The sequence below is a fragment of the Cellulomonas sp. NEAU-ZC6 genome, assembly GCF_056844425.1.
Genome location: NZ_JBXFYH010000001.1, coordinates 2,041,791 through 2,064,241 on the forward strand (window position 1 = coordinate 2,041,791; position 22,451 = coordinate 2,064,241).

Below are 22,451 nucleotides of genomic sequence, written 5' to 3' on the forward strand. Positions count from 1 at the left end.
TCGGGCAGACTCGCGGTGTGCGCGACCTGGCTCTGCTCCCGAAGGCCCACCTGCACCTGCACTTCACCGGCTCGATGCGGGTGCCGACGCTGGCGGAGATGGCGGTCGAGCGCGGCGTCCGGCTGCCCGCGACGCTGCTCGACGGCGAGGGCCTGCGGGTGCCGGCCGACGAGCGCGGCTGGTTCCGGTTCCAGCGGCTCTACGACGCCGCCCGCGCGTGCGTGCGCGGCGAGGCCGACCTGCGCCGGATCGTGCGCGAGGCCGCTGCCGACGACGCCGCGGAGGGCTCGGGCCGGCTGGAGATCCAGGTGGACCCGACGTCGTACGCCCCGCCGGTCGGCGGCATCACGCCCGCGCTGGAGATCGTGCTGGACGAGGCGCGGGCCGCGAGCGCGGACCTCGGCACCGAGGTCGCCGTCGTCGTCGCCGCGTCCCGGATGCGGCACCCGCTCGACGCCCGGATCCTCGCGCGCCTCGCGGCCCGGTACGCCGGGGACGGCCCCGGCGAGGTGGTCGGCTTCGGGCTCAGCAACGACGAGCGCCGCGGCGACACGGCGGAGTTCGCCCCGGCGTTCGCCATCGCCCGGCGTGCGGGCCTCGCGTCCGTGCCGCACGGCGGCGAGCTGCTCGGCCCGCCGCACGTCGAGGACGTGCTGGAGGCGCTGGTCCCGGACCGGCTCGGGCACGGCGTCCGGTCGGCGGAGGACGGCGCGCTGCTGCGCCGGATCGTGGACCGGGGCGTCGCGCTGGAGGTCTGCCCGGCGTCGAACGTGTCGCTCGGGGTGTACCGGCACGACGCGGACGTCCCGCTCCGGCGGCTGGTCGACGCCGGCGCGACGGTGGCGCTCGGCGCGGACGACCCGCTGCTGTTCGGGTCCCGGCTGGTCGACCAGTACACGTCCGCGCGCGAGGTGCACGGCTTCTCGGACGCCGAGCTGGCGGACCTGGCGCGGGCGTCGATCCGGGCGAGCCGGGCGAGCGACGGGTCGAAGGCCCGGCTGCTGTCCGCCGTGGACGCGTGGCTGGCCAGCGAGCCGGTTGGGCAACCCGCCGTTTGAGCAACGGTCGCGTTGGCTGCCCTGGTCAGCGGCGGCGTCGGCCCGCGTCGGCGGCCCGCTGCTACAGCGCGGTGCCGACCACGACCGGCTCGGGCTCCAGCGTGATGCCGAACCGCTGGTGCACGCCGTCCCGCACCGTGCGCGCGAGCGCCAGCAGGTCGCCGGCGTTCGCCCCGCCGCGGTTGGTGAGCGCGAGGGTGTGCTTGGTGGACAGCGCCGCCGGTCCCGGCATGCCGTAGCCCTTGCCGAAGCCGGACTGCTCGATCAGCCACGCCGCGCTGGTCTTCACCAGGCCGTCGCCGGCGGGGAACCGCGGCGCGCCCTCGGGCAGCAGCGCCGCCTCGTCGGCCGTCACGACCGGGTTGGTGAAGAACGAGCCCGCGGACCGGGTGTCGGGGTCGGTCGGGTCCAGCACCATGCCCTTGCGCCCGCGCAGGGCGAGCACGGCGGCCCGCACCTCCGGCAGGGGGGCGCGCTCCCCCACCGCGATGCCGAGCTCGCGGGCCAGCTCGGCGTACGCGATCGGCTCGGACAGCGGGGCGACGCGCAGCTGGAAGGTCACGTCGAGCACCACGTAGCGGGGCGTGGGGAACCAGGGCGCGTTCGGGTCCGCCTCGGACGGCAGCGCGCGCATCGAGCGCTTGAGCAGCGACGTCCGGTACCCGAACTGCAGGTCGACCAGCGGCAGCGTGCGCACCCGGCTGCGCTGCCGGTCCCAGACCCGCACGGTGGCGATCGTCTGCGACACCTCCTGGCCGTACGCGCCGACGTTCTGCACCGGGGTGGCGCCGGTCGACCCGGGGATGCCGGACAGCGCCTCGACGCCCTTGAGCCGGTGCGACGCTGCGTGCGCGACGACGTCGTCCCAGGACGTCCCCGCGACGGCGGTCACGGTGACGCCCGCGCACGCCGAGTGGTCCGGCGTGGTGAGGTCCTGGCGCACGTCGCGCACGACGACGCCGTCGAATCCCGCGTCGGACACGAGCAGGTTGGACCCGCCGCCCAGTACGAGCAGGGGCGTGCCCTCGGCGTCCGCGGTGCGGACCGCGTCGATCAGCTCGGCCTCGGTCGTGGTCTCGACGAGCTGCCCCGCGGGCCCGCCGACCCCGAGGGTGGTCAGCTGGCTGAAGGTCGCGGACTGCACGTCGGTCGTCACGGGACGAGCGTAGGCCGGTCGGCGGGCTCCTGCCGCGCCGGCGCCGCCGCGTTCACGACCAGCAGACCGATGACGATCGGCACCGCGATGGCCAGCAGCGCGTGCCGGTAGCCGACGTGCTCGGCCAACAGACCCAGCAGCGGCGGGCCCGCGAGGAACGCGGTGTACCCGATGGTCGACACGACGCTGACCCGCGCGGCCGCGTGCAGCGGCTCGTCGCTGGCGGCGCTCATCCCGACCGGGAAGCCGAGCGCGGCGCCCATGCCCCAGAGCACGGCGCCGGCCAGCGCGAGCCACAGCATGTCGTCCGGCACCAGGCCGAACACCAGCAGCCCGACCAGCGCCAGGCCCGCGCAGAGCCGGAGCACGGCGACGCGCCCGTACCGGTCCAGCAGCCCGGTACCGAGGAACCGCATCACCGTCATCGCGGTCACGAACACGGCGAACGACGCCGCGCCGACCGCGTCCGTCTGCTCGAACCCGTCGACCACGGCGAGGCTCAGCCAGTCGTTGCCGGCGCCCTCGGTGAGCGCCGCCGCGAGGACGACCAGGCCGATCAGCAGCGTGCGGGGCTCGAGCCAGGCCGCGAACACCGACCGGCCGGCGCGCGGGTGCTCGCCGTCGGCCGCGGGCGCGTGCTGCCCGGCGGGCAGGAACCACCGGACCGCGAGCAGCACGACGACCGACGACAGCGCGACCGCCACCGGCACGTGCACCTGCACCGGGACGTCCAGCCGCGCGACCAGCGCCGCCGCCCCGGCCGCGATCACCGTGCCCAGCGAGAAGCCCGCGTGGTACCGGGGCATGACCGTCCTGCCGAGCTTCTGCTCGACGATCGCGCCCTCCAGGTTCATCGCCGCGTCCCACACCCCCGTGCCGACGCCGAACAGCACCAGCCCCGCCGCGGTCACGACGACCTCGCCGAGCGAGGCGCCGAACGCCGCGACGACGAGCCCGGCGGCGTTCAGCATCGCGAAGCCCGCGACCGCGCGCACCGCGCCCACCCGGGTCACCACCAGCCCGGACAGCGGCAGCGCCACCAGCGACCCGCAGGCGCCGACCAGCAGCAGCAGACCCATCTGGCCCTCGGACAGCCCCAGCGCGTCCCGCACCGCCGGCAGCCGCGCCGCCCACGTCGAGAAGTTGAACCCGGCGAGGGCGAACACCGTGAACACCGCGACGGAGGCGGTGCGGACCGTGCGCGGGTCGAGCGAGGTGGTCGGGTGCGTCATCGCGTGCTCCACGTCGTGCGTCGGTGTCGTGCGTCGGTGTCGTGCGCCGGGTCGTGCCGGGTCGTGCACGGTGCGGGTCAGGCGGGGTGGACCGGCTGCGGCGCGTGGTCGCCGGCGTGCTCCCGACGGACGCTACCGGACGGCACGCAGCCGGCCGGGTCGCCGTCGGGGCCGTCCGACGCGGGGACCGCGACCGGGGCGGCGGTGGCGACGACGGGCGCGCCCGGGTCGTCCACCGGCGCGCCCACCGCTCCGGCGGGCGCGGCGGCGTCGGGGCGGCGGACGGTCTTCGCCAGCAGCACCGAGGCCACCATCGCGACGGTGATCAGCAGCAGCGCGTGCCGGGTGCCCATCAGCTCCGCCGCGAGGCCGAGCAGCGGCGGCGCGGCGAGCGACGCGGTCGACGAGAACGCCGACACGACGGCCACCCGGCTCGCCGCCCGGAGCGGGTCGTCCGACGCCGCGGCGATGCCCAGGGGCACGGTGAGCGCGGCACCGAAGCCCCACGCGACGATGCCGACCGCGGCCAGCGGCAGCGACGGCGCGAACCCGAACAGCAGCAGGCCGGCGAACGACACCAGGCCCGAGGTGCGCAGCACCACGACGCGGCCGAACCGGTCGATCAGCCTCGTGCCGAGCAGGCGCACCGCCGTCATCGCACCGACGAACACGCCGAACATCGCGGCGCCGACGGCCTCGACCTGGTCGAACCCGTCGACGACCGCCAGCGCCAGCCAGTCGTTGGCGGCACCCTCGGACAGCGCGGCGGACATGATGACGACGCCGATCAGCAGGGTGCGCGGCTCCCGCCAGGCACCCAGCGCGGAGCCCGGCCGGGCGACCCGGCGGACGCGGGCGGCCCGCAGCCGGCCGGCGATCCCGGCCTCGCGCGGCGTGCGCCCCTCGGCGCGGGCCTCGCTCGCCGCCCGGGCGGCCGCGCGGTCGGCGGGGAGCGACTCGATGACGGCGCCCGGCACGGAGAGCAGGCGCCAGACGGTCCCGACCACCGCGGTCGCGGTGAACTGCGCGAGCAGCGGGACGTCGGCCACCGCGCACAGGGCGCCGATGCCGGACCCGAGCACGGACCCGATCGAGAACGCGGCGTGGAACTGCGGGAGGACCGTGCGGCCCATCCGGCGCTCGACCGCGGCGGTCTCGACGTTCAGCGGGACGTTGCCGATGGCGAACCCGACGCCGGACAGGAAGATGCCCGCGGTCAGCACCGGCACGGACCCGATGGTCGGTCCCAGGCCGATCAGCACGTACGCCGCGGCGAACGCGACCATCGACACGTACAGCACGACCCGGCCGCCGTACCGGTTCACCAGCGCGCCGGCCACGGACACCGTGGCGAGCGACCCGACCGACCCGGCGATCAGCAGCCCGCCGAGCTCCGCGGTCCCCAGGTCCAGGGCGTCCCGGACGGCGGGGAGCCGGGCGAGCCAGCCGGACAGCATCAGCCCGCTCAGCGCGAAGAGCCCCATCAGCAGCCAGCGCGCGCGCTGCACCGCCGGGTCGACGGGCAGCCGCGGCGTCGCGCCCCGGCCCGCGCGCCCGCCGAGCCGGCGTCCGCCGGTCACGGGGGCCTCAGGTCGGGGTCGGCGGTTGGCCGGGCGGAGGGGGGCGCGGCCGGTACGGGCCCGCGGCTGGCTCACGGCAGCTCCAGATCGGTACGAGGGGTGGTCAAGCGACGGGAAACAGATCGTCGAGCGATCGTTCGAATCGATTCGATCCAGGCACCGAGATGCTCTGTCGAATCGATTCGGGGGATGGCTCAAGTCTGCGGGTACGCTGGCGGCGGCGTCAACAGACTTCCGCCGTCTGTGATCGGCGCCTCCCCCGCCCCCCAGTCCCGGAGGCCAGCCGGTGTCCCACCGCCCGACCCTGGCCGACGTGGCCGCCGCCGCCGGGGTCTCGGTGTCGACCGCGTCGCTCGCGTTCTCCGGCGCCGGCCCCATCGCCGGCGCGACCCGGCAGCGGGTGCTCGACGCCGCTGCGTCCCTCGACTACTCCGGCCCGAACCCGCTCGGCCGGCAGCTGCGCAGCGGCCGGTCCGGCATCGTCGGCGTCGTCGTCGGCGACGCGCTGCGCCGGGCGTTCCGGGACCCGATCTCGGTGCAGCTGCTCGACGGCCTGGTCGACGCGCTCGGGCCGCTCGGGCTGGGCGTGCTGCTGATCCCCGGCAACACCGACCCCGGGCAGCCCGCCGTCGACCCGCTGGTCGAGTCCGCGGCGATGGACGTCGCCGTGATGATCTGGGGCGGCACCCTGGACGACCCCACGTTGCGCGCGCTCGAGCGCCGCGGCATCCCCGCCGTCGTCGTCGAGGGGCACGACCTGCGCGACGTGGTCACCGTCGGCATCGACGACCGCGGCGGCGTCGCCGACGTCACGCGGCACCTGGTGGAGCTCGGGCACACCCGGATCGCGGCGGTCACGCTGCCGTTCGGTCCCGAGCGGCGGCTCGGCCTGGCCGACGCCGCGCGCCAGGACGAGATCGTCTGGACGCTCGCCCGCCGCCGGCTGGACGGCGTGCTGGACGCGGGCGTCACGCCGACCGCCGTGTACGAGACGCCGGCCTCGCTGGTCGAGCACGGCACCGCCGCCGCCCACGCCCTGCTGTCGGGGCCGGCCGCCGAGCGCCCCACCGCGGTGGTCGCGCACTCGGACCTGCTGGCGTCGGGCGTCGTCCTCGGCGCACGCGAGCTCGGCCTGCGGGTCCCGGAGGACGTGTCGGTCGCCGGGTTCGACGGCCTCGACCTGCCCTGGCTGGCACCGGACGTGCTCACCACGGTGGTCCAGCCGATCGCCGACAAGGGCGCGGCCGTCGGTCACGCGATCGAGGCGCTCCTGGCCGGGGACACCCCGCCGGACGCCGTGCTCCCGGTCCACCTCCGCCCGGGCACGACCACGGGCCCCGCGCCGCGCACCTAGTCCCCCGTTGAACGCGGACAACCCGGGAGACGAACCGGGACGAGACGGACGGGTTCGTCCGCGTTCAACGCCCGGCCGCGCGGGGGTTCAGGTCAGGCGGACGAGGGCCTGGCACTTGGCCAGGACGCGGGTGCCCGCGGTCGTGACCGTGAGGTCGATGCGCGCGGTGCGGGAGTCCGCGTCCAGGGCACCGACGGCGGCGACGACCTCGACGGTCGCCGCGCCCGGGTCCGGCACCGGCACGGGGCGGGCGAACCGGGTCTGGTAGTCGAGCACCGCGCCGGGGTCGCCGGCCCAGTCGGCGACGACGCCGACGGCCGCACCCATGGTCCACATGCCGTGCGCGATGACGCCGGGCAGGCCGACCTCGGTCGCGAACCGCTCGTTCCAGTGGATCGGGTTGAAGTCGCCGCTCGCACCGGCGTACCGGACCAGCCGGGACCGGTCGACGGCGATCTCGCGGCGGGCGACCTCCTGGCCGACGGCCAGGTCCTCGAACGTCGGGCGCGCCATCAGGCGTCCTCCCCCCGGACCGCGAGCGTGGAGGTCACCGTGGCGACCGGCTCCCCGTCCTCCGCGGCGATGACCGCGCGCGTCGTCACCATCGACAGTCCCGCGCGCTCGGTCACCGCGTCCACGTGCAGCACCGTGACCAGGCGGTCGCCGGCGTGGATCGGGCGGTGGTGGATGAACCGCTCGTCGGCGTGGACGACCCGGCTGAAGTCGATGCCCGCCTCGGGGTCCTCGATCAGCTGCGCCTCGGCGCGCTGCGCCACGACGACGGCGAACGTCGGCGGCGCGATCACGTCGGGGTACCCGAGTGCTCGCGCCGCGTCTGCGTCCGTGTGGGCCGGGTGCAGGGCACCGACCGACTCCGCGAACTCGCGGAGCTTCTCGCGGCCGACCTCGTACGCCTCGTTCGGCGGGTACTGGCGTCCCGCGTACTCGGGGTTGACGGCCACGACGATGTGCTGAGGGGTCAGCGGGTCTCGCGGTGGACGGTGTGCTTGCCGTCGCGCGGGCAGAACTTCTTCATCTCGAGCCGGTCGGGGTCGTTCCGACGGTTCTTCTTCGTGATGTAGTTCCGCTCCTTGCACTCCGTGCACGCGAGCGTGATCTTCGGACGGACGTCCGAGCTCTTGCTGGCCATGGTCTTGCCACCTCTCGCGCCGAGACAGCGCTTGCGATCTTCGTCGACGCGCGCCGGCGGACGCGCGACTGGTTCAGTCCTTGTAGCGGGGGCGGGGCTCGAACCCGCGACCTCACGATTATGAGTCGTGCGCTCTCGCCAACTGAGCTACCCCGCCTCGGATGCACCGGCCAGGACGAGTCCTGGCCTAGCGGCACACCACAGAGCCCCGAACGGGATTCGAACCCGTGACCTCTTCCTTACCAAGGAAGTGCTCTACCACTGAGCTATCGGGGCAGCGCGGACTAGGCTACACGGTGCTCCGGGCCGGTGCGAAATCGGCCCCGTGAGCCGCGCGATCGCGTCCGTCGGAGCCGGTCCTGCCCTGCGTCCGGAGCAGGTCGAGCCTGCCCGTGCGTGCCGACGGGGCGCCCTCCCGGAGGAGAGACGCCCCGTCGACGTGCGTGGCGGGTGAGGGATTCGAACCCCCGTAGGCGTTGCCAGCTGATTTACAGTCAGCCCCCTTTGGCCACTCGGGTAACCCGCCAGGGTGCGCGCCACGGTGACTGCGTCTCCGGGGTGCGGATGGAAGGATAGCAAGGGATCGGGCCCGGACCGAAACCGGGGCCGACGAGGGCACTGCAGCACCCGCACCACACGTCAGGAGGAGTCATGGCGAGCGAGTCGTCGTTCGACGTCGTCAGCAAGGTGGACCGCCAGGAGGTCGACAACGCGCTGAACCAGGCGGTCAAGGAGATCGCCCAGCGCTACGACTTCAAGGGAGTCGGCGCCTCCATCGCGTGGAGCGGCGAGAAGATCGTGATGATCGCCAACTCCGAGGAGCGGGTCCGCGCGGTGCTGGACGTGTTCCAGACCAAGCTGATCAAGCGGAACATCTCGCTGAAGGCCTTCGACACCGGCGAGGGCGACCCCCGGCCGTCGGGCAAGGAGTACCGCCTCGAGGGCGTCATCAAGGAGGGCATCTCCACCGAGAACGCCAAGAAGGTGACCAAGCTGATCCGTGACGAGGGCCCGAAGGGCGTCAAGACGCAGATCCAGGGTGACGAGGTGCGGGTCTCCGCGAAGTCCCGCGACGACCTGCAGGCCGTCATCGCGCTGCTCAAGGGCGCCGACGACATCGACGCGGCGCTGCAGTTCATCAACTACCGCTGAGCCGGCGGTCGCCGAGGCCGGGCACCCGCTCCGGGGCCCGGCCTCCGTCGTCCACAGATGCAGAAGACGGCCTGTCGCCGGGCCCGTGACCTCTGCTTGCATCGACGGCATGGCAGCAGGCGGAGACCCGGACGCGATCCGGCAGCACGCGCGGCGGATGCGCTCGACGGCGGACGACCTGGACCGGACCGGTGACCGGGTGCGGTCCGGCGCCGGCATCGCGTGGGCGGGCGTCGCGGCCGACCGGTACCGCGAGCGCCTCGCGCAGCACGGGGCGCGGGTGGCCGCGGCGCAGGACGCGGTGCTGGGCGCCGCAGGGGCGCTCGACGCGCTGGCCGACCGGCTGGAGGCGCGGCAGGCCGCGATCCGGCGCGCGATGCAGCTCGTCGAGGACCGCGTCGACGACGCCCGGCGTACCGTGCACCGGCTCGGTGGCCTGGCGGACGACGTCCTGACCGTGGCGGAGCGCGGCACCCGGGACGCCGCCCGGGTGCTGCTCGGCACCGTGGCGGGCGGGCTCCCCTCCCCCGGCCAGCCCGCGTGGACCGGCCTCGCCGACCGGATCGGGCGCCTCGGGTGACCGCCGCGCCGACGCTGCAGGACGGGGCGCTCCGGGCTCGGCTGGGCGAGCAGGAGTGGGCGGAGGCCTGCGCCGCCGTCACGGGCCTGCCGGGCTGGGCGGCCGCGCTGCCGGTCGACCGGGACGGCACGCCCGTCACGGTCCCGGCCGGCGCTCCCGACGACGTCGACCCCGTCCTGCGGGCCGCCGTCGAGGGTGGTGGCGCGGCGGTCGTCGCGGTCGAGGTGGCCGCCGTCGCACGCGAGCGTGCCGTGCTCGCCGTGCTCTGGTCGGACGCCGAGGCGGGCTCGGGTGTGGCCCGGGGCGTCGACGTGACACCCGGTGCCGGTCCGGCCGGCACGACGCCGCGCCCCGGGGTCGAGGTCAGCGCGTTCCCGGTGTCCCGGCTCGCCGACGAGGTGCTCCGGCACCTCCCCGACGCTCCCGTGCGGGCCGAGGCGGAACCGGCCACCGTGCCCGAGGAGCTCACCGTCGCGCTCGCGCAGGCGATGCGCACCGGCGACCACGCCACGGTCGACGCGCTGTGCGCCGAGCTCGGCACCGACGGGCCGCCCGCGGTGCTCGAGGCCGCCGTGCGCAGCACCGACGGCAACGTCGTCGTCTCCGTCAGCAGCCGCCGGCGGCCGGACGTGTCGACGCTCGGCCTGCTGCGCACCGACGCGGGCTGGGTCGAGCTGACCCGGACCGCGGACGCGCGGATCGTGCACACGCCACGCAGCCGCGCGGACGTCCGTGCCGCGCTGCTCCACGACCTGACCGGCCGGTTCGCCGCCGCGGCGACGGAGGCGGGCGCATGACCGGGCTGACCGTGAGCGGCGGCGCGGGCGGCGTCGGCGCCCGGCTGCAGGACCTGCGGTCGGAGGCCGGGCTGCTCGACGGCGCCGGTGACGACGTCCGGCGGTGGAGCGGGTCGGTCGCCGCCGTGGCGCTGCACCCGGACGTCACCATCGCGACCCTGCTCTGCCCCGCCGAGGTCGCGTCGGTGGCGGTCTCCGTCGCGGGTGCCACCATCGGCGCCGACGGGCTGCTCGTGGTGAGCACCGGCTTCGAGGCCACCGCGCTCGTCCTGCGGGCGTCCGCGACGACCTACGAGCTCGTCGACGCGTCCGCGCAGCGGGTCCTCGACCAGCTGCAGACCGTCGCCGGGTTCACCCTCGGTGCGGCCCTGCCGCTGCTCGCCCTCGGTGGTGGCGTGCTGCTGGTCGGCGGCGCCGGCGTGGCGCTGGCCACCCCCGCGACGTGGCCGGCGCTGGTCCTCGCGGCACGCACGACCGACCTCGGCAGCCTCGGGGACACCGCCGTGCGCGGCCTGTACGACAACCCGTGGCTGGTGGACGGCCTCGTCCGCGTGGCACCGGGGCTGCTCCAGGGCACGACGTGGTCGGTCGGCTCGATGCTCGGCGGGCCGGCCGGCGGGTTCGTCCTGCCGTTCGCGCTCTCCGGCGGGACGTGGCCGAGCACGTCCTACGAGGACGCGATCGGCGGGCTGGTCAACGCGGGCGGGCTGCTCGGGATGTTCCAGGACACCGGGGCGGTCGGGGTGTCGCGTGCCGCCGATCCCACGGGGAGCCACGCGCCGACCTCGATCGAGGAGATCTTCCTCGAGCAGTCGAAGGTCGGCGCGGACGTCGGCACGGTCCAGGTCGTCGAGGTCGCGCGCCCCGACGGGTCAACGTCGTACATCGTGCAGATCCCCGGGACCCAGGCGTGGGGACCCACCCGCGGCGACAACCCCGTCGACCTGACCACGAACGTCCGGCTCATGGCGGGCGACGCGACGTTCATGCAGCAGCAGGTCGCCGAGGCGATGCGGCAGGCCGGGGTCGCGCCCGGGGACGCGGTCATGCTCACCGGACACAGCCAGGGCGGGATCACAGCGGCCGCGCTCGCCTCCGACCCGGTTTTCCGCCAGGAGTTCGCCGTGGAGAGGGTGGTGACCGGCGGCGCGCCGATCGCCCGGTTCGACGTCCCCGACTCGGTGTCGGTGCTGTCGCTCGAGCACGCCCAGGACGCGGTGCCCATGCTCGAGGGGCGGCAGAACCCGGATCGCGCGAACTGGGTCACCGTCGGGCGCGATCTCGGCACCGTCCGGAGCGGCGTCCTCCCCGAGCCGTCGATCGGAGCGGCGCACGGCACGGACGTGTACGCAGCGACGGGGGCCCTGGTGGATGCCTCCGACGACCCGTCCGTCCGGGCGTGGCTGGACGGGACCGAGCACTTCTTCTCGGGCGATGCGACGGTGTCGCGCTGGCACGTGGGCAGCCGATGAGGCGAGGGCCCCTGCTCGCGCTCGCAGCGATCACGCTCGTGCTCCTCACGGCGTGCCTCCGAGGCGTGTCCGACGACGCGTCGGGCTCCGCCCCCGAGGGCGCCGTCCCGGACGACGTCCTCTTCGATCAGGTCGCCGGTCTGCCCGGGGTCAGGTCGGCCGACCTGCGGTTCCAGCACCCGTTCGGCTACCCCGCCGCCTACGCGGGCGAGATCACGATCCACGCCGGTGCGGACCCTGCGTGCGTGCTCGACGAGGCGCTCTCCGTGCTGCACCAGGGGCGCGCGGGCGTCGACCTCGGTGTCCAGGTGACGGCGGACGGGCGCTCGTACGACCTGCTCACGCTGACCGGCCGGGACGGCTCCGCCGAGGAGCGCTACGGCCCCCAGCCGACCGAGCCGCATCCCACCGCCACGGTTCGTGCGTGCACGCCGCCGGACGCGAGCGCCGCGCTCGGCAGCCCGGCACCGACGCCCTGAGCCCCGGGCACGGAGCCGATCGTGTCAGTACCGCTGGATCCCGCCGGTCCCCGCCATCCGCTCCAGCCGCGCGATGCGGTCGGCCATCGGCGGGTGCGTCGCGAACATCTTGCCGATGCCCGCGCCCTTGAAGGGGTTGGCGATCATCAGGTGCGACACGTCCACCAGGTCGCGGTCCTGGGGCAGCGGCCGCGCGGCGGTGCCGCGCTCGAGCTTGCTCAGCGCGGACGCCAGCGCGAGCGGGTCGCCGGTGAGGGCGGCGCCGTCCTCGTCGGCGTCGTACTCGCGGGTCCGGCTGATCGCGAGCTGGATGAGGCTCGCGGCCACCGGCGCCAGGAACACCATGAGCAGCGCCGCGATGGGGTTGCCGCCGCGCTCGCGGTCGCTGCCGCCGCCGAAGAACAGCGCGAACTGCGCGACGGACGTGATGACGCCGGCCACCGCCGCGGCGATCGACGACGTGAGGATGTCGCGGTTGTAGACGTGCATCAGCTCGTGGCCGAGCACGCCGCGCAGCTCGCGCTCGTCCAGGATCTGCAGGATGCCCTCGGTGCAGCAGACCGCCGCGTTGCGCGGGTTGCGCCCGGTCGCGAAGGCGTTCGGCGCCGCGGTCGGGGAGATGTACAGGCGGGGCATCGGCTGGCGGGCGGCGGTCGAGAGCTCGCGCACGATGCGGTACATCGCGGGCTGCTCGATCTCCGAGACCGGCCGGGCGTGCATGGCGCGGATCGCGATCTTGTCCGAGTTCCAGTACGAGTACGCGGTCATCGCCAGACCGGCCAGGGCGAACAGGAAGATGAACCGCCCGTTCGCGACGAAGGCCCCGATGCCGAGCAGCACGGCCCAGAGCACGCCGAACAGCAGCGCCGTCTTGAGGCCGTTGTAGTGCCGGTGTCCCATGTGCGTCCTTCCCGTGAGCGTGCGGTCGTCATCTCGTCCCGCGTGGAGGACAACGTGGCGGCGACCTGGGAGGTTCCCCGTATCCTGTGCCCCGCCCGCCCTGGCCCGCCCCCCGAGGAGTCCTCCGTGCGTACCGTCCGCTTCATCGCCCTGGCCGCTGCGAGCGCGCTGGCGCTCGCGGCCTGCGCGCCCGTCGACGAGGAGTCGGGCTCCGGCTCGACCCAGACCTCCGCGACCGACGGCGCCCTCGAGACGCTGACCGACGGCGTCCTGACCATCGGCACGTCCGACCCGGGCTACGAGCCCTGGATCGTCGACAACGACCCGACCAACGGCGAGGGCTTCGAGTCCGCCGTGGCGTACGCGGTGGCCCAGCAGCTCGGCTACGGCGAGGACCAGGTGGAGTGGGTCCCGGTCACGTTCGACCAGATCATCGCCCCGGGCGCGAAGAGCTTCGACTTCGCGATCAACCAGGTGTCGATCAGCCCCGAGCGCGCGGAGAACCTCGACTTCTCCTCGTCGTACTACGACACCGCGCAGGCCGTCGTCACGCTGGAGGGCTCCGCCGCTGCCGACGCGTCCTCGCTGGCGGACCTGCAGGACCTCAAGCTCGGCGCGATGGTCGGCACGACCAGCCTCACCGTCGCCGAGGACGCGATCGACCCGAGCACCGACATCCAGGTGTTCAACGACAACGACCAGGTGAAGCAGGCGCTGACCGCCGGCCTGGTCGACGCGATCGTCGTCGACCTGCCCACCGCGCTGTACATCACCGCGGCGGAGCTGGACGGCGGCGTCCTGGTCGGTCAGCTGCCCGCCGGCGACGACGCGGACCAGCTCGGCCTGGTGCTGGACAAGGGCTCGTCGCTGACGGACCCGGTCACCGAGGCGGTCGACGCCCTGCGCGAGGACGGCACGCTGGCCGACCTCGAGGCGCAGTGGCTGACCGACGCCGCCGGCGCCCCGGTCCTGCAGTAGTGCCCGCAGAGGTCGCCCCCGCGGACGGCACCCGCCCGGCGTGGGTGCCGTCCGCGCGCCAGCGTGAGCGCGACGCGTACCGGCGCGGCCAGACCCGGCGCTCGACGCTCGTCGCCCTGGTCAGCACGGTGCTGGTCACCGCCGTGGCCGTGCTGGGGCTCGTCAGCTCCCCGGGCTGGCCGCGGGTGCGGCAGTCGTTCCTCGACCCCGACGTCGCCTGGGCCGCGCTGCCCAAGGTGCTCGAGGGCCTCTGGCTGAACGTCCGCGTGATGGCCGTGTCCGCGGTGCTGATCGTGGTCGTCGCGCTGCTGCTGGCGCTCGCCCGGACCCTGCGCGGGCCGGCGTTCTTCCCGCTGCGCGCCCTCGCCACCGGCTACGTCGACGTGTTCCGCGGGCTGCCGCTGATCCTCGTGCTGCTGCTGGTCGGCTTCGGCGTGCCGGGGCTCCGGCTGCAGGGCGTCCCGACGTCGGCGGTCGTGCTCGGCGGGCTGGCGCTGGTGCTGACCTACTCCGCGTACGTGGCCGAGGTGTTCCGCGCGGGCATCGAGTCGGTGCACCCCTCGCAGATCGCGTCGGCGCGCTCGCTGGGCCTGACCCGCGGGCAGACCATGCGGCACGTCGTGCTGCCGCAGGCGGTGCGCCGGGTGATCCCGCCGCTGCTCAACGACCTGGTGTCGCTGTCCAAGGACTCGGGCCTGATCTCGATCCTCGGGGCGGTCGACGCGGTGCGCGCCGCCCAGATCCAGACGGCCGCCTACGCCAACTTCACGCCGTACGTCGTGGCGGGCGTGCTGTTCGTCCTGCTCACCATCCCGCTCACCCGGTTCACGGACGCGCTCGCGAAGCGCGGCGGCTGGCTCGGGTCGCAGAGCGGCCTCGCCGGGGCGGGGGCCATGCGATGACCGCCACCGCTCCCCTGCTGCGGGTCGACCGCGTGCGCAAGGCGTTCGGCGAGCACGTGGTGCTCGACGACCTGTCGCTCGACGTCACGGAGCACCAGGTCGTCGTGCTGATCGGCGCGTCCGGGTCGGGCAAGTCGACGCTGCTGCGCTGCATCAACCTGCTGGAGGAGGTCGACGACGGCGTCATCGAGGTCGCCGGCCAGGAGGTCACCGACCCGCGGGTGGACGCCAACGCGGTCCGCGCGCGGATCGGCATGGTGTTCCAGGCCTACAACCTGTTCCCGCACCTGCGGGTGCTGGACAACGTGACGCTGGCCCCGCGGCTGGTGCACAAGGTCGGCAGGGCCGAGGCCCGGGACCGCGCGGCGGCGATGCTGGAGCGCGTCGGCCTCGGCGCCAAGGCGCACGCCTTCCCCGACGAGCTGTCCGGCGGTCAGCAGCAGCGCGTGGCGATCGCCCGGGCCCTGGTCACGCAGCCGGCGCTGATGCTGCTGGACGAGGTCACCAGCGCGCTCGACCCCGAGCTGGTCGGCGAGGTGCTGGACCTGCTCGGCGAGCTCAAGGACGAGGGCACCACGATGGTGGTGGCGACGCACGAGATGGCGTTCGCCCGGCACGTCGCCGACCAGGTGTGCTTCCTGCACCAGGGCCGGATCCTCGAGCAGGGCTCGGCGGAGCAGGTCCTCGGCGCCCCGCACGAGCCGCGCACGCAGGAGTTCCTCCGCCGCATCACGGGCTAGGCCCGGCGCGCCGCGAGGTCGAGGGGTTGCGGCGAGGTCGAGGGGTTGAGCGCCCTGCTGGGCGGCAACCCCTCGACCTCGGCTGACCTCGACGAAGGCCGGGCGGGTCAGGACTCGTCGGCGGCCAGGGCCAGGGCGACGCGGACCATCTCCTCGCGGGGGACGACCTTGACCCGCTCGCGGCCGTGCGGCTCGCCGAGCGAGCGCTCGTACGCGTCGAGCAGCTCCCACCCGGACCACTGGATCGCCTGGACGCCGCGGGCGTCGAGGAAGTCGACCACCGCCTGCGGGTCGGCCTCGGTGGCGGACAGGAACGGGTTGCCGTCCTCGGTCACGTCGCCGGCGTCCTCGACCAGGTGCCGGACGGTCTCGCTCGCGTCGGACTTGGTGTGGCCGATCAGGCCGACCGGCCCGCGCTTGATCCAGCCGGTGGCGTAGACGCCCGGCACGGGCTCGCCGTCCACGTCGACGACGCGGCCCTCGCGGTTGGCGATGACGCCCTTGCCCTCGTCGAACGGGATGTCGACCAGCGGCGAGCCGAAGTAGCCGACCGCGCGGTACACGGCCTGCACCGGCCAGTCGTGCATCTGACCCGTGCCCGCGACGGTGCCGTCGCCGGCCAGGGCGGTGCGCTCGGTGCGCAGGCCGACCACCTTGCCGTCCTCGCCGAGGACCTCGAGCGGCTTGTGCAGGAAGTGCAGGTGGATGCGGCGGCTGGCCGTCATCTCCTCCGGCTCCTTCAGCGTCCAGTCCGTGAGGGTCTTGACGACCTGCTTGGTCTGGTTCGACGAGTGGATGGCCGCCATCGAGCCCTCGTCGAAGTCGAAGTCCTCCGGGTACACGATCACGTCGACGTCCGGGACGTGGCCGAGCTCGCGCAGCTCCAGCGGGGAGAACTTGGCCTGCGCCGGCCCGCGGCGCGCGAACACGTGCACGTCGGTGACCGGGTTGGCGAGCAGGCCCTCGTAGACGTTGGCCGGGACCTCGGTGGGCAGCAGGTCCTCGGGGTGCTTGGCCAGCACGCGCGCGACGTCCAGGGCGACGTTGCCGGCGCCGAGCACGGCCACCTGCTGCGCCTCGAGCGGCCACGTGCGGGGCACGTCGGGGTGCCCGTCGTACCACGACACGAAGTCCGCGGCGCCGAACGAGCCCTCCAGCTCGATGCCGGGAATCGGCAGGTCGGCGTCCTTGATGGCCCCGGTCGCGAAGATCACCGCGTCGTAGTGCCGGCGCAGGTCCTCCAGCTTGAGGTCGACGCCGTAGTCGACGTTGCACAGCAGCCGGATGTCGCCGCGCTCGAGCACCTTGTGCAGCGCCACGATGATCTGCTTGATGCGGGGGTGGTCGGGGGCGACGCCGTACCGGACCAGGCCGAACGGCGCCGGCAGGCGCTCGATCAGGTCGATGGACACGTCCAGGCCGGACCGGCTGAGGATGTCCGAGGCGTAGATCCCGGCGGGTCCGGCGCCGACGACGGCCACGCGGACAGGGCGGTTCGAGCTCACGCAGGTACCTTCCGTGTTCATGGTCCCGGCGGTGCGCGGCCCCGGCGGCGTCCGCTCGGGGACGTCAGCGCCGGCGCCCGGCGCGGCGCGCGCGGGGTGGAGCACCCAGTGTAGGGCGGCCTAACTCACCGCGCGGAGCATCTCCGACGGGCGGACGGATCGAGGCGGGACACCGCCGCCGCGAACAGCTCGATCCTGCCGACCCGCGGCGAACTCCTGCCGTCCGCCCGCCGGCACCGCATCGGCGGCCTCCCGGCGCGGGAGGCAGGACTAGCGTGCGGGGGTGACCACCCCGTCTCCCGCCGTCGCCACGACCCCCGCACCCCCGGCCGCCACCGCCCTCGACCCGCGCGGCCTGGCCACGGGCCTCGGCGCGTACCTGCTGTGGGGCGTGCTGCCGCTGTACTTCGAGCTGCTCAAGCCGTCGGGCGCCGTCGAGGTCGTCGCGCACCGCGTGCTGTGGTCGCTGATCTTCTGCGCCGCGGTGCTGAGCGCGACCCGCACGTGGCACGCGTTCGGGGTGGTGCTGCGGGCCCGCCGGACGATGGCACTGGTGGCGACCGCCGCGGTGCTGCTGGCCGTCAACTGGCTGACGTTCGTGTTCGCCGCGCTCAGCGGGCACGTGGTGGACGCCTCCCTCGGCTACTTCATCAACCCGCTGGTCACGGTGCTGCTCGCCGTGGTCGTGCTGCGCGAGCGGCTGCGGCGGCTGCAGTGGGTGGCGCTCGGGTTCGGCGTCGCGGCGGTGGTCGTCATCACCGTCGGCTACGGCCGGCTGCCGTGGGTGGCGCTCACCCTGGCGGTGTCGTTCGGCGTCTACGGGCTGATCAAGAACCGCGTCGGACGCAGCGTCGCGGCCGCGCCCGGGCTCGCCGCGGAGACGCTGGTGCTGGCACCGGTGTCGGCCGGCTACCTGATCTGGCTGCAGACGACCGGCGACGCGACGTTCGGCACCAGCGGCGGCTGGCACGCCCTCGCGCTGGCCGGCACCGGGATCGCGACGGCGCTGCCGCTGCTGCTGTTCGGCGAGGCCGCGCGGCGGCTCCCGCTGAGCGTCGTCGGGATGCTCCAGTACCTCGCGCCGGTGCTGCAGCTCGTGATCGGCGTGGTCGTGCTGCACGAGACGATGCCGCCCGCGCGCTGGTGGGGCTTCGGTCTGGTCTGGGTGGCCCTGGTGCTGCTGACCGCCGACGGCGTCCGGGCCCAGCGCGGACGCCGGCTGCGCGCGGCCGCCGTGGCCTGACGGCTCAGCCGCGCCGGCGCCGCTCGGCGACCCGGGCGACGAGTGCCGCCAGCGCGAGCACCCCGACACCGCCGATCCCCCACCAGACCGCGGTCGCGCGCGCCTCGGCCAGGGGGTCCTCACGAGGCGAGACGTCGACGACCCGCGCCTCCGCGACCTCGCCGGCGGCGACCTCGTGCACCGGGCTCGGGGGCCCGAGCGCCGTGCCGTCGTCGACGAACGCCAACGCCTCGTCCGGGCGCACCACGCCCCACCCGACCAGGTCGTCGCGCGCGGCGGGCTGCGCGCGGGCGGCGGTGACCTCGAGCCGGTGCGCCCACTGCGCGGGCGACTCCTCGGGGTACCGCTCCGCGAGCAGCGCGGCCGCGGCGCTCACGTAGGCGGTCGCGAAGCTGGTCGAGGTGCCCTCGCCGGACAGCATGCAGTCGCCGGCCGCGTGGTACGCCGTGAGCACGTTCGTGCCCGGCGCGGCCACGTCGACGTGCGGTCCGTGGATCGCGTCGCCGGACGGCCGGTCGTCCACGTCGACGGCCGTGACCGCGAGCACCCCGTCGTACGCGGCCGGGTAGCGCGGGCCGTCGGTCTCCTCGCTGCTGGTCGACCGGTTCCCGGCGCTCGCGACCACCAGCGAGCCGGCGGCGACCGCACGGCGCACGGCCTCCTCGAGCGCGGGCGTGTCGTTCGGCGTGCTCATGGACACGTTGATGACCCGGGCCCCGCCGGCCACCGCCGCGTCGATGCCGGCGGCCATCCGGCCCGCGTCGGGGGCGACGCCCTGCTCGCGGCCCTGGTCGTCGTCGGAGTAGTACACGCGCACCGGCAGGATCGTCGCGTCGGGCGCCAGACCCACCAGGCCGGAGCCGGGGTGCGGGCGGGCGGCGATCTGACCGGCCACCGCGGTGCCGTGCCCGGCGATGTCGGTCCGGCCCGTCGGCTCGCCCGCGACGCCGACCAGGTCGACACCGGGGACGACCGCATCCGTCAGGTGCGCGTTGCCGGTGTCCACGCCGGAGTCGACGACCGCGACCGTGACCCCGCGGCCGGTCGCGGCGGCCCAGGCGCGGTCCGCCGCCAGCCGGGGCAGCGCGGGGGGCGTCTGGTCGATGTACTGGACCTTCTCCTGCGTGCACGCGCCGCCCGCGGTCGCGGTGGGCACCGCGGGCAGGGCCGTCGCGCCGAGGGCGGTGCCGGGCACGACGACCGCGGCGAGGACGCCCGCCAGCACGAGCCGGCGGACCGGGCGCGGGAGGGTCACGGCGCTGCGGTGGGCTCGGTCGTGCCGGCGCCCGGGGTCGCCGCGGCGGTGCCGCCGGACACCTCGGTCGCGGCGGCCTCGACCGTCAGCGTCGGACCGGTCGGCAGCAGCTCGGCCCAGGCCGGCGGCACCCGCGTCACGTCGTCGGGCGCGTAGCCGAGGCGGGCCAGCACCTCGTCGCTCGCGTCCGGGACGGGGTAGGCGCGCCCGGAGCCGTCGACCAGCCGGACGGTCGCGGCTGCGCCGTCGGCGGACTGCGCCCGCACCAGCGCGCCGGAACCCGGGGCGACCCGCACGCCGGGCTCGGCGGCCGGTCCCTCGCGCAGCACCAGGTCGGCGCGCTCGGAGTCGCCGGTGCTCAGCGTCAGGCAGGCGGAGACGCCCGCACCGGGCAGCGCCGGGACGGTCTCGGGCAGGTCGGCCGGCGCCACCGGCGTGCCGGAGGTGCGGACGTCGGCGATCTCGGCCGAGGTCACGGCGAGCGGCCGCGCCGCCAGGTCGCCCGCACCGAGCAGGTACAGCGGGTACGCCAGCTCGCTCAGCGGGGCGAGCTCGCCCTGCGCGTCCACGACGTACCGGCGGACGCCGTCGCCGACGCCGGACACCTCGACCACCGTGCCGACGCGCGTGTCGATCGGCAGCCCGCCCTCGGGCAGCGCCGAGGACCCGGCTCCCGCCACCGTCAGCGGCGCGAGGTCGGAGCCCGCGGGCACCAGGTTCAGCCAATCCGCGCCGGCGGCGACGGGCGTGGTGGTGTCCAGGCCGAGAGCGCGCAGCACGGCGGCCTCGTCCTCGGTCGGGATCCGGTGCCGGGTGCCGTCCGCCACCAGGTACTGCGTCCCGGCGACCTCGACGAGCGCACCGGCGTCCGGGTCCACCACCGGGGCGGCGGCGTCCGGGTCGATGGTCAGGGACGTCCCGCCGTCGGGCGTCACGCAGGCGAGCCAGCCGGTCGCCGTGAGCCGGCTCGCGAGCGGCAGCTCGTCCGGCGCGCCGGGGATGCCGAGCGTCGCGCCGCGCGGGGCGTCGGTGATGTCGTCCTCGCTGACGTCGACCACGTGGAACGCGCCCGAGTCGAGCACCAGGCGGGCGCTGGTCACGTTGAGCACCGGGTGCAGGGTGCCCTGGATGCCGACGTACCGGCTGCCGTCGCCCTCGACGATCACCAGCGACTGGTCGTCCCAGCCGTCCGGCAGCGACGGGCTGAGCAGACCGAGGCCCAGGCTGCCGAGCACCAGTAGCACGCTCAGGGAGACGCCGGCCACGACGCCGCGCAGCGGCTTGGTGGGCTCGAGCTCGCGCCCGCCCGGCGCGCCGCTGGTGAAGGCGGTCAGCAGGCGCCGGCGGCTGTAGGACTGCGCCTCGACGAGGTCACGCTTGGACGCCACGGGTCAGACCAGGCCCGCCGCGGTCACGCCCAGCGGCAGCAGCAGCGCCAGGCACGCGATCTCCAGGAAGTCGCCCAGCCGCGCCAGCCCCACGCGGCGGCGCGGGGCGACGAGGCCGAGCCCGACCACCACGGCGGCCGCCGCGCCGGCGAGCACCACCAGCGCGGGTCGCCAGCCGGGGTGCTGCGCCGCCGCGACGACGGCCACGACCACCAGGACCAGCACCGAGATGCCGACGGTGAGCAGCACGTCCAGGCGCGAGTACGTCTGCCGCGTGGCCAGCAGCAGCCCGGCGGAGGCCAGCACCAGCAGCAGCGTGCCGGCGACGCCGGTGGCGACCACGGCGGGCGCCGCGAGCAGCGCCAGGGCGCCGATCGCGACCCGCAGCGACACCTGGACGCGGTGACCCGCAGCCAGCTGCGCCCGCACCCGCGCGGACTGCACGGCCGGGGGGTCCGCGAGGATCTCCGCGTCGTTGCGCGGGGACACCACGCGCAGCGGCGTGCTGGACAGCGCCAGCCACGGCACGCCGATGCTGGCCGTGGTCACGACGGCGACCACCACGGCGAGCACCTCGCCGGGACGGGCGTCGGTCAGCGCGATCGTGGTGCCCGCGACGGCGACCGCGAGGCCGCCCGCGAGCGGTGCCGCGCTCAGCTCGCGCCGGTCGACCAGTGCCGGCATGCCGAGCAGCCCGGCCACCAGCACCCCGGTCCCGGCCAGCGCGGCGGGCCAGCCCCAGGACGGCGGCGCGGTCGTGGCCGTCAGACCCGCGACGCCCGCCAGCACCGGCGCGACCAGCACGAGCACCCGCCCGGCCGCCGGCTCCGTGCCCACGCGCGCGACGACCGCGCCGGCCACCAGGGCCAGCACCGACGCCAGGGCGGCGACCACCGGCGGGACGAGCGAGGCCTGGTCCGAGCCGAGCAGCAGCGCGGCGCCCGCCAGCAGCAGCGCGCCGGCGGCCCAGGCCGCGCTCAGCGCCGAGTCGCGCGGCGTCCACGGCGCGTACTGGTTCTCCACCGCGTCGGCCACGGCCTCCACGACGTCGTCGTAGATCCGCTCCTGCTCCTTGCGGGCGCCCGACTCCAGCGTCAGCACGGCACCGTCCTCGACGCCCTCGGCCAGCAGGCTGCGGGCGGAGTCGATCGCCGTGCCGTCCGCGCGCACCAGGCGGTAGCCGCCGTGCGCGGTGCTCGCGTCGAGCAGCCCGAGCGCGCGGGCCAGGCCGGGCACGACCTCGGCCATCGGCACGGCTCCCGGGACGCCGAGGTCCAGGCGGCGCTCCCCCGCGGTCACCGACACCCGCACGAGCGTCCCGACGGACGGCGTGGTGGTGGGTGCGTCTGTCATGGGGGTCCCCTGTGTTCCCTGGGCAGGTCGGCGGTCAGCATAGCGACGGGGCGACGGTGCGGCCGCGACGCGACCACCCCCGCGCGGCCGACCGGGTGGTGGCGGCGGGTGAGATCCGCGCCGCCCGTCCCCCTCCCGGTCCGCCACCCGGCAGGGCAAATGGGGCAATAGTTGACG

General features: G+C 75.3%; 22 protein-coding genes and 3 tRNA genes. 11 read left to right on the plus strand and 14 right to left on the minus strand.

From position 1 onward, the window contains the following. Window positions 1-17: 17 nt before the first annotated feature. Complete coding sequence (locus AC1050_RS09460; protein WP_482387094.1) at window positions 18-1,058, plus strand: adenosine deaminase; 1,041 nt, start codon at window positions 18-20, stop codon at window positions 1,056-1,058. Window positions 1,059-1,119: 61 nt separating this feature from the next. Here AC1050_RS09460 and AC1050_RS09465 read toward each other — a convergent pair whose 3' ends face one another. The 3 genes from AC1050_RS09465 to AC1050_RS09475 all read right to left on the minus strand — a co-directional run bounded on the left by AC1050_RS09465 (window position 1,120) and on the right by AC1050_RS09475 (window position 5,026). Then, on the minus strand, window positions 1,120-2,214 hold the full coding sequence (locus tag AC1050_RS09465; RefSeq protein ID WP_482387095.1) for a UDP-N-acetylmuramate dehydrogenase: 1,095 nt from the start codon (window positions 2,212-2,214) through the stop codon (window positions 1,120-1,122). Further along, window positions 2,211-3,446: an MFS transporter gene (locus AC1050_RS09470; protein WP_482387096.1), complete on the minus strand. Its 1,236-nt coding sequence runs from the start codon at window positions 3,444-3,446 to the stop codon at window positions 2,211-2,213. The genes AC1050_RS09465 and AC1050_RS09470 overlap by 4 nt, the downstream gene beginning before the upstream one ends. Window positions 3,447-3,523: 77 nt before the next feature. Next, complete coding sequence (locus AC1050_RS09475) at window positions 3,524-5,026, minus strand: MFS transporter (protein WP_482387097.1); 1,503 nt, start codon at window positions 5,024-5,026, stop codon at window positions 3,524-3,526. A 286-nt stretch (window positions 5,027-5,312) separates the two neighbouring features. On the opposite strand from AC1050_RS09475, the gene AC1050_RS09480 reads away from it, so the two are divergent. Then, complete coding sequence (locus AC1050_RS09480; protein WP_482387098.1) at window positions 5,313-6,380, plus strand: LacI family DNA-binding transcriptional regulator; 1,068 nt, start codon at window positions 5,313-5,315, stop codon at window positions 6,378-6,380. 87 nt (window positions 6,381-6,467) lie between these two features. Here the strand turns inward: AC1050_RS09480 and AC1050_RS09485 are convergent, their stop codons facing one another. The 6 genes from AC1050_RS09485 to AC1050_RS09510 form a co-directional block, all read right to left on the minus strand. Beyond that, complete coding sequence (locus AC1050_RS09485; RefSeq protein ID WP_482387099.1) at window positions 6,468-6,893, minus strand: MaoC family dehydratase; 426 nt, start codon at window positions 6,891-6,893, stop codon at window positions 6,468-6,470. Next, window positions 6,893-7,342, minus strand: a complete 450-nt coding sequence (locus AC1050_RS09490) for an FAS1-like dehydratase domain-containing protein (protein WP_482387100.1) — start codon at window positions 7,340-7,342, stop codon at window positions 6,893-6,895. The genes AC1050_RS09485 and AC1050_RS09490 overlap by 1 nt, the downstream gene beginning before the upstream one ends. Before the next feature lie 17 nt (window positions 7,343-7,359). Continuing rightward, a complete protein-coding gene (rpmG, locus tag AC1050_RS09495; RefSeq protein WP_147463597.1) occupies window positions 7,360-7,530 on the minus strand; it encodes a 50S ribosomal protein L33 in 171 nt (56 codons plus the stop codon). An 83-nt stretch (window positions 7,531-7,613) separates the two neighbouring features. Further along, a tRNA-Met gene (locus tag AC1050_RS09500) sits at window positions 7,614-7,687 on the minus strand. 47 nt (window positions 7,688-7,734) lie between these two features. Beyond that, a tRNA-Thr gene (locus tag AC1050_RS09505) sits at window positions 7,735-7,806 on the minus strand. Between the two features lie 168 nt (window positions 7,807-7,974). Then, window positions 7,975-8,056: transfer RNA gene (locus AC1050_RS09510), tRNA-Tyr, on the minus strand. A 125-nt stretch (window positions 8,057-8,181) separates the two neighbouring features. On the opposite strand from AC1050_RS09510, the gene AC1050_RS09515 reads away from it, so the two are divergent. From AC1050_RS09515 to AC1050_RS09535, 5 genes are all read left to right on the plus strand, one after another. Then, window positions 8,182-8,682, plus strand: a complete 501-nt coding sequence (locus AC1050_RS09515; RefSeq protein WP_482387101.1) for a YajQ family cyclic di-GMP-binding protein — start codon at window positions 8,182-8,184, stop codon at window positions 8,680-8,682. Between the two features lie 109 nt (window positions 8,683-8,791). Continuing rightward, window positions 8,792-9,262 (plus strand): putative T7SS-secreted protein, encoded by a 471-nt coding sequence (locus tag AC1050_RS09520; protein ID WP_482387102.1) that lies wholly within the window; start codon window positions 8,792-8,794, stop codon window positions 9,260-9,262. Next, on the plus strand, window positions 9,259-10,059 hold the full coding sequence (locus tag AC1050_RS09525; RefSeq protein WP_482387103.1) for a hypothetical protein: 801 nt from the start codon (window positions 9,259-9,261) through the stop codon (window positions 10,057-10,059). Before AC1050_RS09520 ends, AC1050_RS09525 begins: the two co-directional genes overlap by 4 nt. Further along, window positions 10,056-11,531, plus strand: a complete 1,476-nt coding sequence (locus tag AC1050_RS09530) for an alpha/beta hydrolase family protein (protein ID WP_482387104.1) — start codon at window positions 10,056-10,058, stop codon at window positions 11,529-11,531. Before AC1050_RS09525 ends, AC1050_RS09530 begins: the two co-directional genes overlap by 4 nt. Beyond that, a complete protein-coding gene (locus AC1050_RS09535; protein ID WP_482387105.1) occupies window positions 11,528-12,010 on the plus strand; it encodes a hypothetical protein in 483 nt (160 codons plus the stop codon). Before AC1050_RS09530 ends, AC1050_RS09535 begins: the two co-directional genes overlap by 4 nt. Window positions 12,011-12,034: 24 nt before the next feature. Here the strand turns inward: AC1050_RS09535 and htpX are convergent, their stop codons facing one another. After that, entirely contained in the window at window positions 12,035-12,910 is an 876-nt protein-coding gene (gene htpX / locus AC1050_RS09540; RefSeq protein WP_482387106.1) for a zinc metalloprotease HtpX, read from the minus strand. Window positions 12,911-13,036: 126 nt separating this feature from the next. Here htpX and AC1050_RS09545 point away from each other — a divergent pair, with 126 nt between their 5' ends. The 3 genes from AC1050_RS09545 to AC1050_RS09555 are packed head-to-tail and all read left to right on the plus strand — an operon-like array spanning window position 13,037 to window position 15,530. Next, window positions 13,037-13,888 (plus strand): ABC transporter substrate-binding protein, encoded by an 852-nt coding sequence (locus AC1050_RS09545; protein ID WP_482387107.1) that lies wholly within the window; start codon window positions 13,037-13,039, stop codon window positions 13,886-13,888. Next, window positions 13,888-14,790, plus strand: a complete 903-nt coding sequence (locus AC1050_RS09550) for an amino acid ABC transporter permease (RefSeq protein WP_482387108.1) — start codon at window positions 13,888-13,890, stop codon at window positions 14,788-14,790. The genes AC1050_RS09545 and AC1050_RS09550 overlap by 1 nt, the downstream gene beginning before the upstream one ends. Beyond that, a complete protein-coding gene (locus AC1050_RS09555) occupies window positions 14,787-15,530 on the plus strand; it encodes an amino acid ABC transporter ATP-binding protein (RefSeq protein ID WP_482387109.1) in 744 nt (247 codons plus the stop codon). Before AC1050_RS09550 ends, AC1050_RS09555 begins: the two co-directional genes overlap by 4 nt. A 107-nt stretch (window positions 15,531-15,637) precedes the next feature. Here the strand turns inward: AC1050_RS09555 and AC1050_RS09560 are convergent, their stop codons facing one another. Continuing rightward, the gene (locus AC1050_RS09560; protein WP_482387110.1) at window positions 15,638-17,035 is read right to left on the minus strand and encodes an FAD-dependent oxidoreductase; all 1,398 of its coding nucleotides are present in this window, start codon (window positions 17,033-17,035) and stop codon (window positions 15,638-15,640) included. Between the two features lie 283 nt (window positions 17,036-17,318). On the opposite strand from AC1050_RS09560, the gene rarD reads away from it, so the two are divergent. Continuing rightward, a complete protein-coding gene (gene rarD / locus AC1050_RS09565) occupies window positions 17,319-18,278 on the plus strand; it encodes an EamA family transporter RarD (RefSeq protein ID WP_482387111.1) in 960 nt (319 codons plus the stop codon). A gap of 4 nt (window positions 18,279-18,282) precedes the next feature. On the opposite strand, the gene AC1050_RS09570 is transcribed toward rarD, so the two are convergent. The 3 genes from AC1050_RS09570 to eccD are packed head-to-tail and all read right to left on the minus strand — an operon-like array spanning window position 18,283 to window position 22,274. Then, complete coding sequence (locus tag AC1050_RS09570; protein WP_482387112.1) at window positions 18,283-19,533, minus strand: S8 family serine peptidase; 1,251 nt, start codon at window positions 19,531-19,533, stop codon at window positions 18,283-18,285. Then, window positions 19,530-20,921, minus strand: a complete 1,392-nt coding sequence (gene eccB, locus AC1050_RS09575) for a type VII secretion protein EccB (protein ID WP_482387113.1) — start codon at window positions 20,919-20,921, stop codon at window positions 19,530-19,532. Before eccB ends, AC1050_RS09570 begins: the two co-directional genes overlap by 4 nt. 3 nt (window positions 20,922-20,924) lie before the next feature. Continuing rightward, window positions 20,925-22,274 carry a type VII secretion integral membrane protein EccD gene (eccD, locus tag AC1050_RS09580; RefSeq protein WP_482387114.1) on the minus strand — a complete coding sequence of 450 codons (1,350 nt, stop codon included), beginning with the start codon at window positions 22,272-22,274 and terminating at the stop codon, window positions 20,925-20,927. Between the last annotated feature and the right edge of the window lie 177 nt (window positions 22,275-22,451).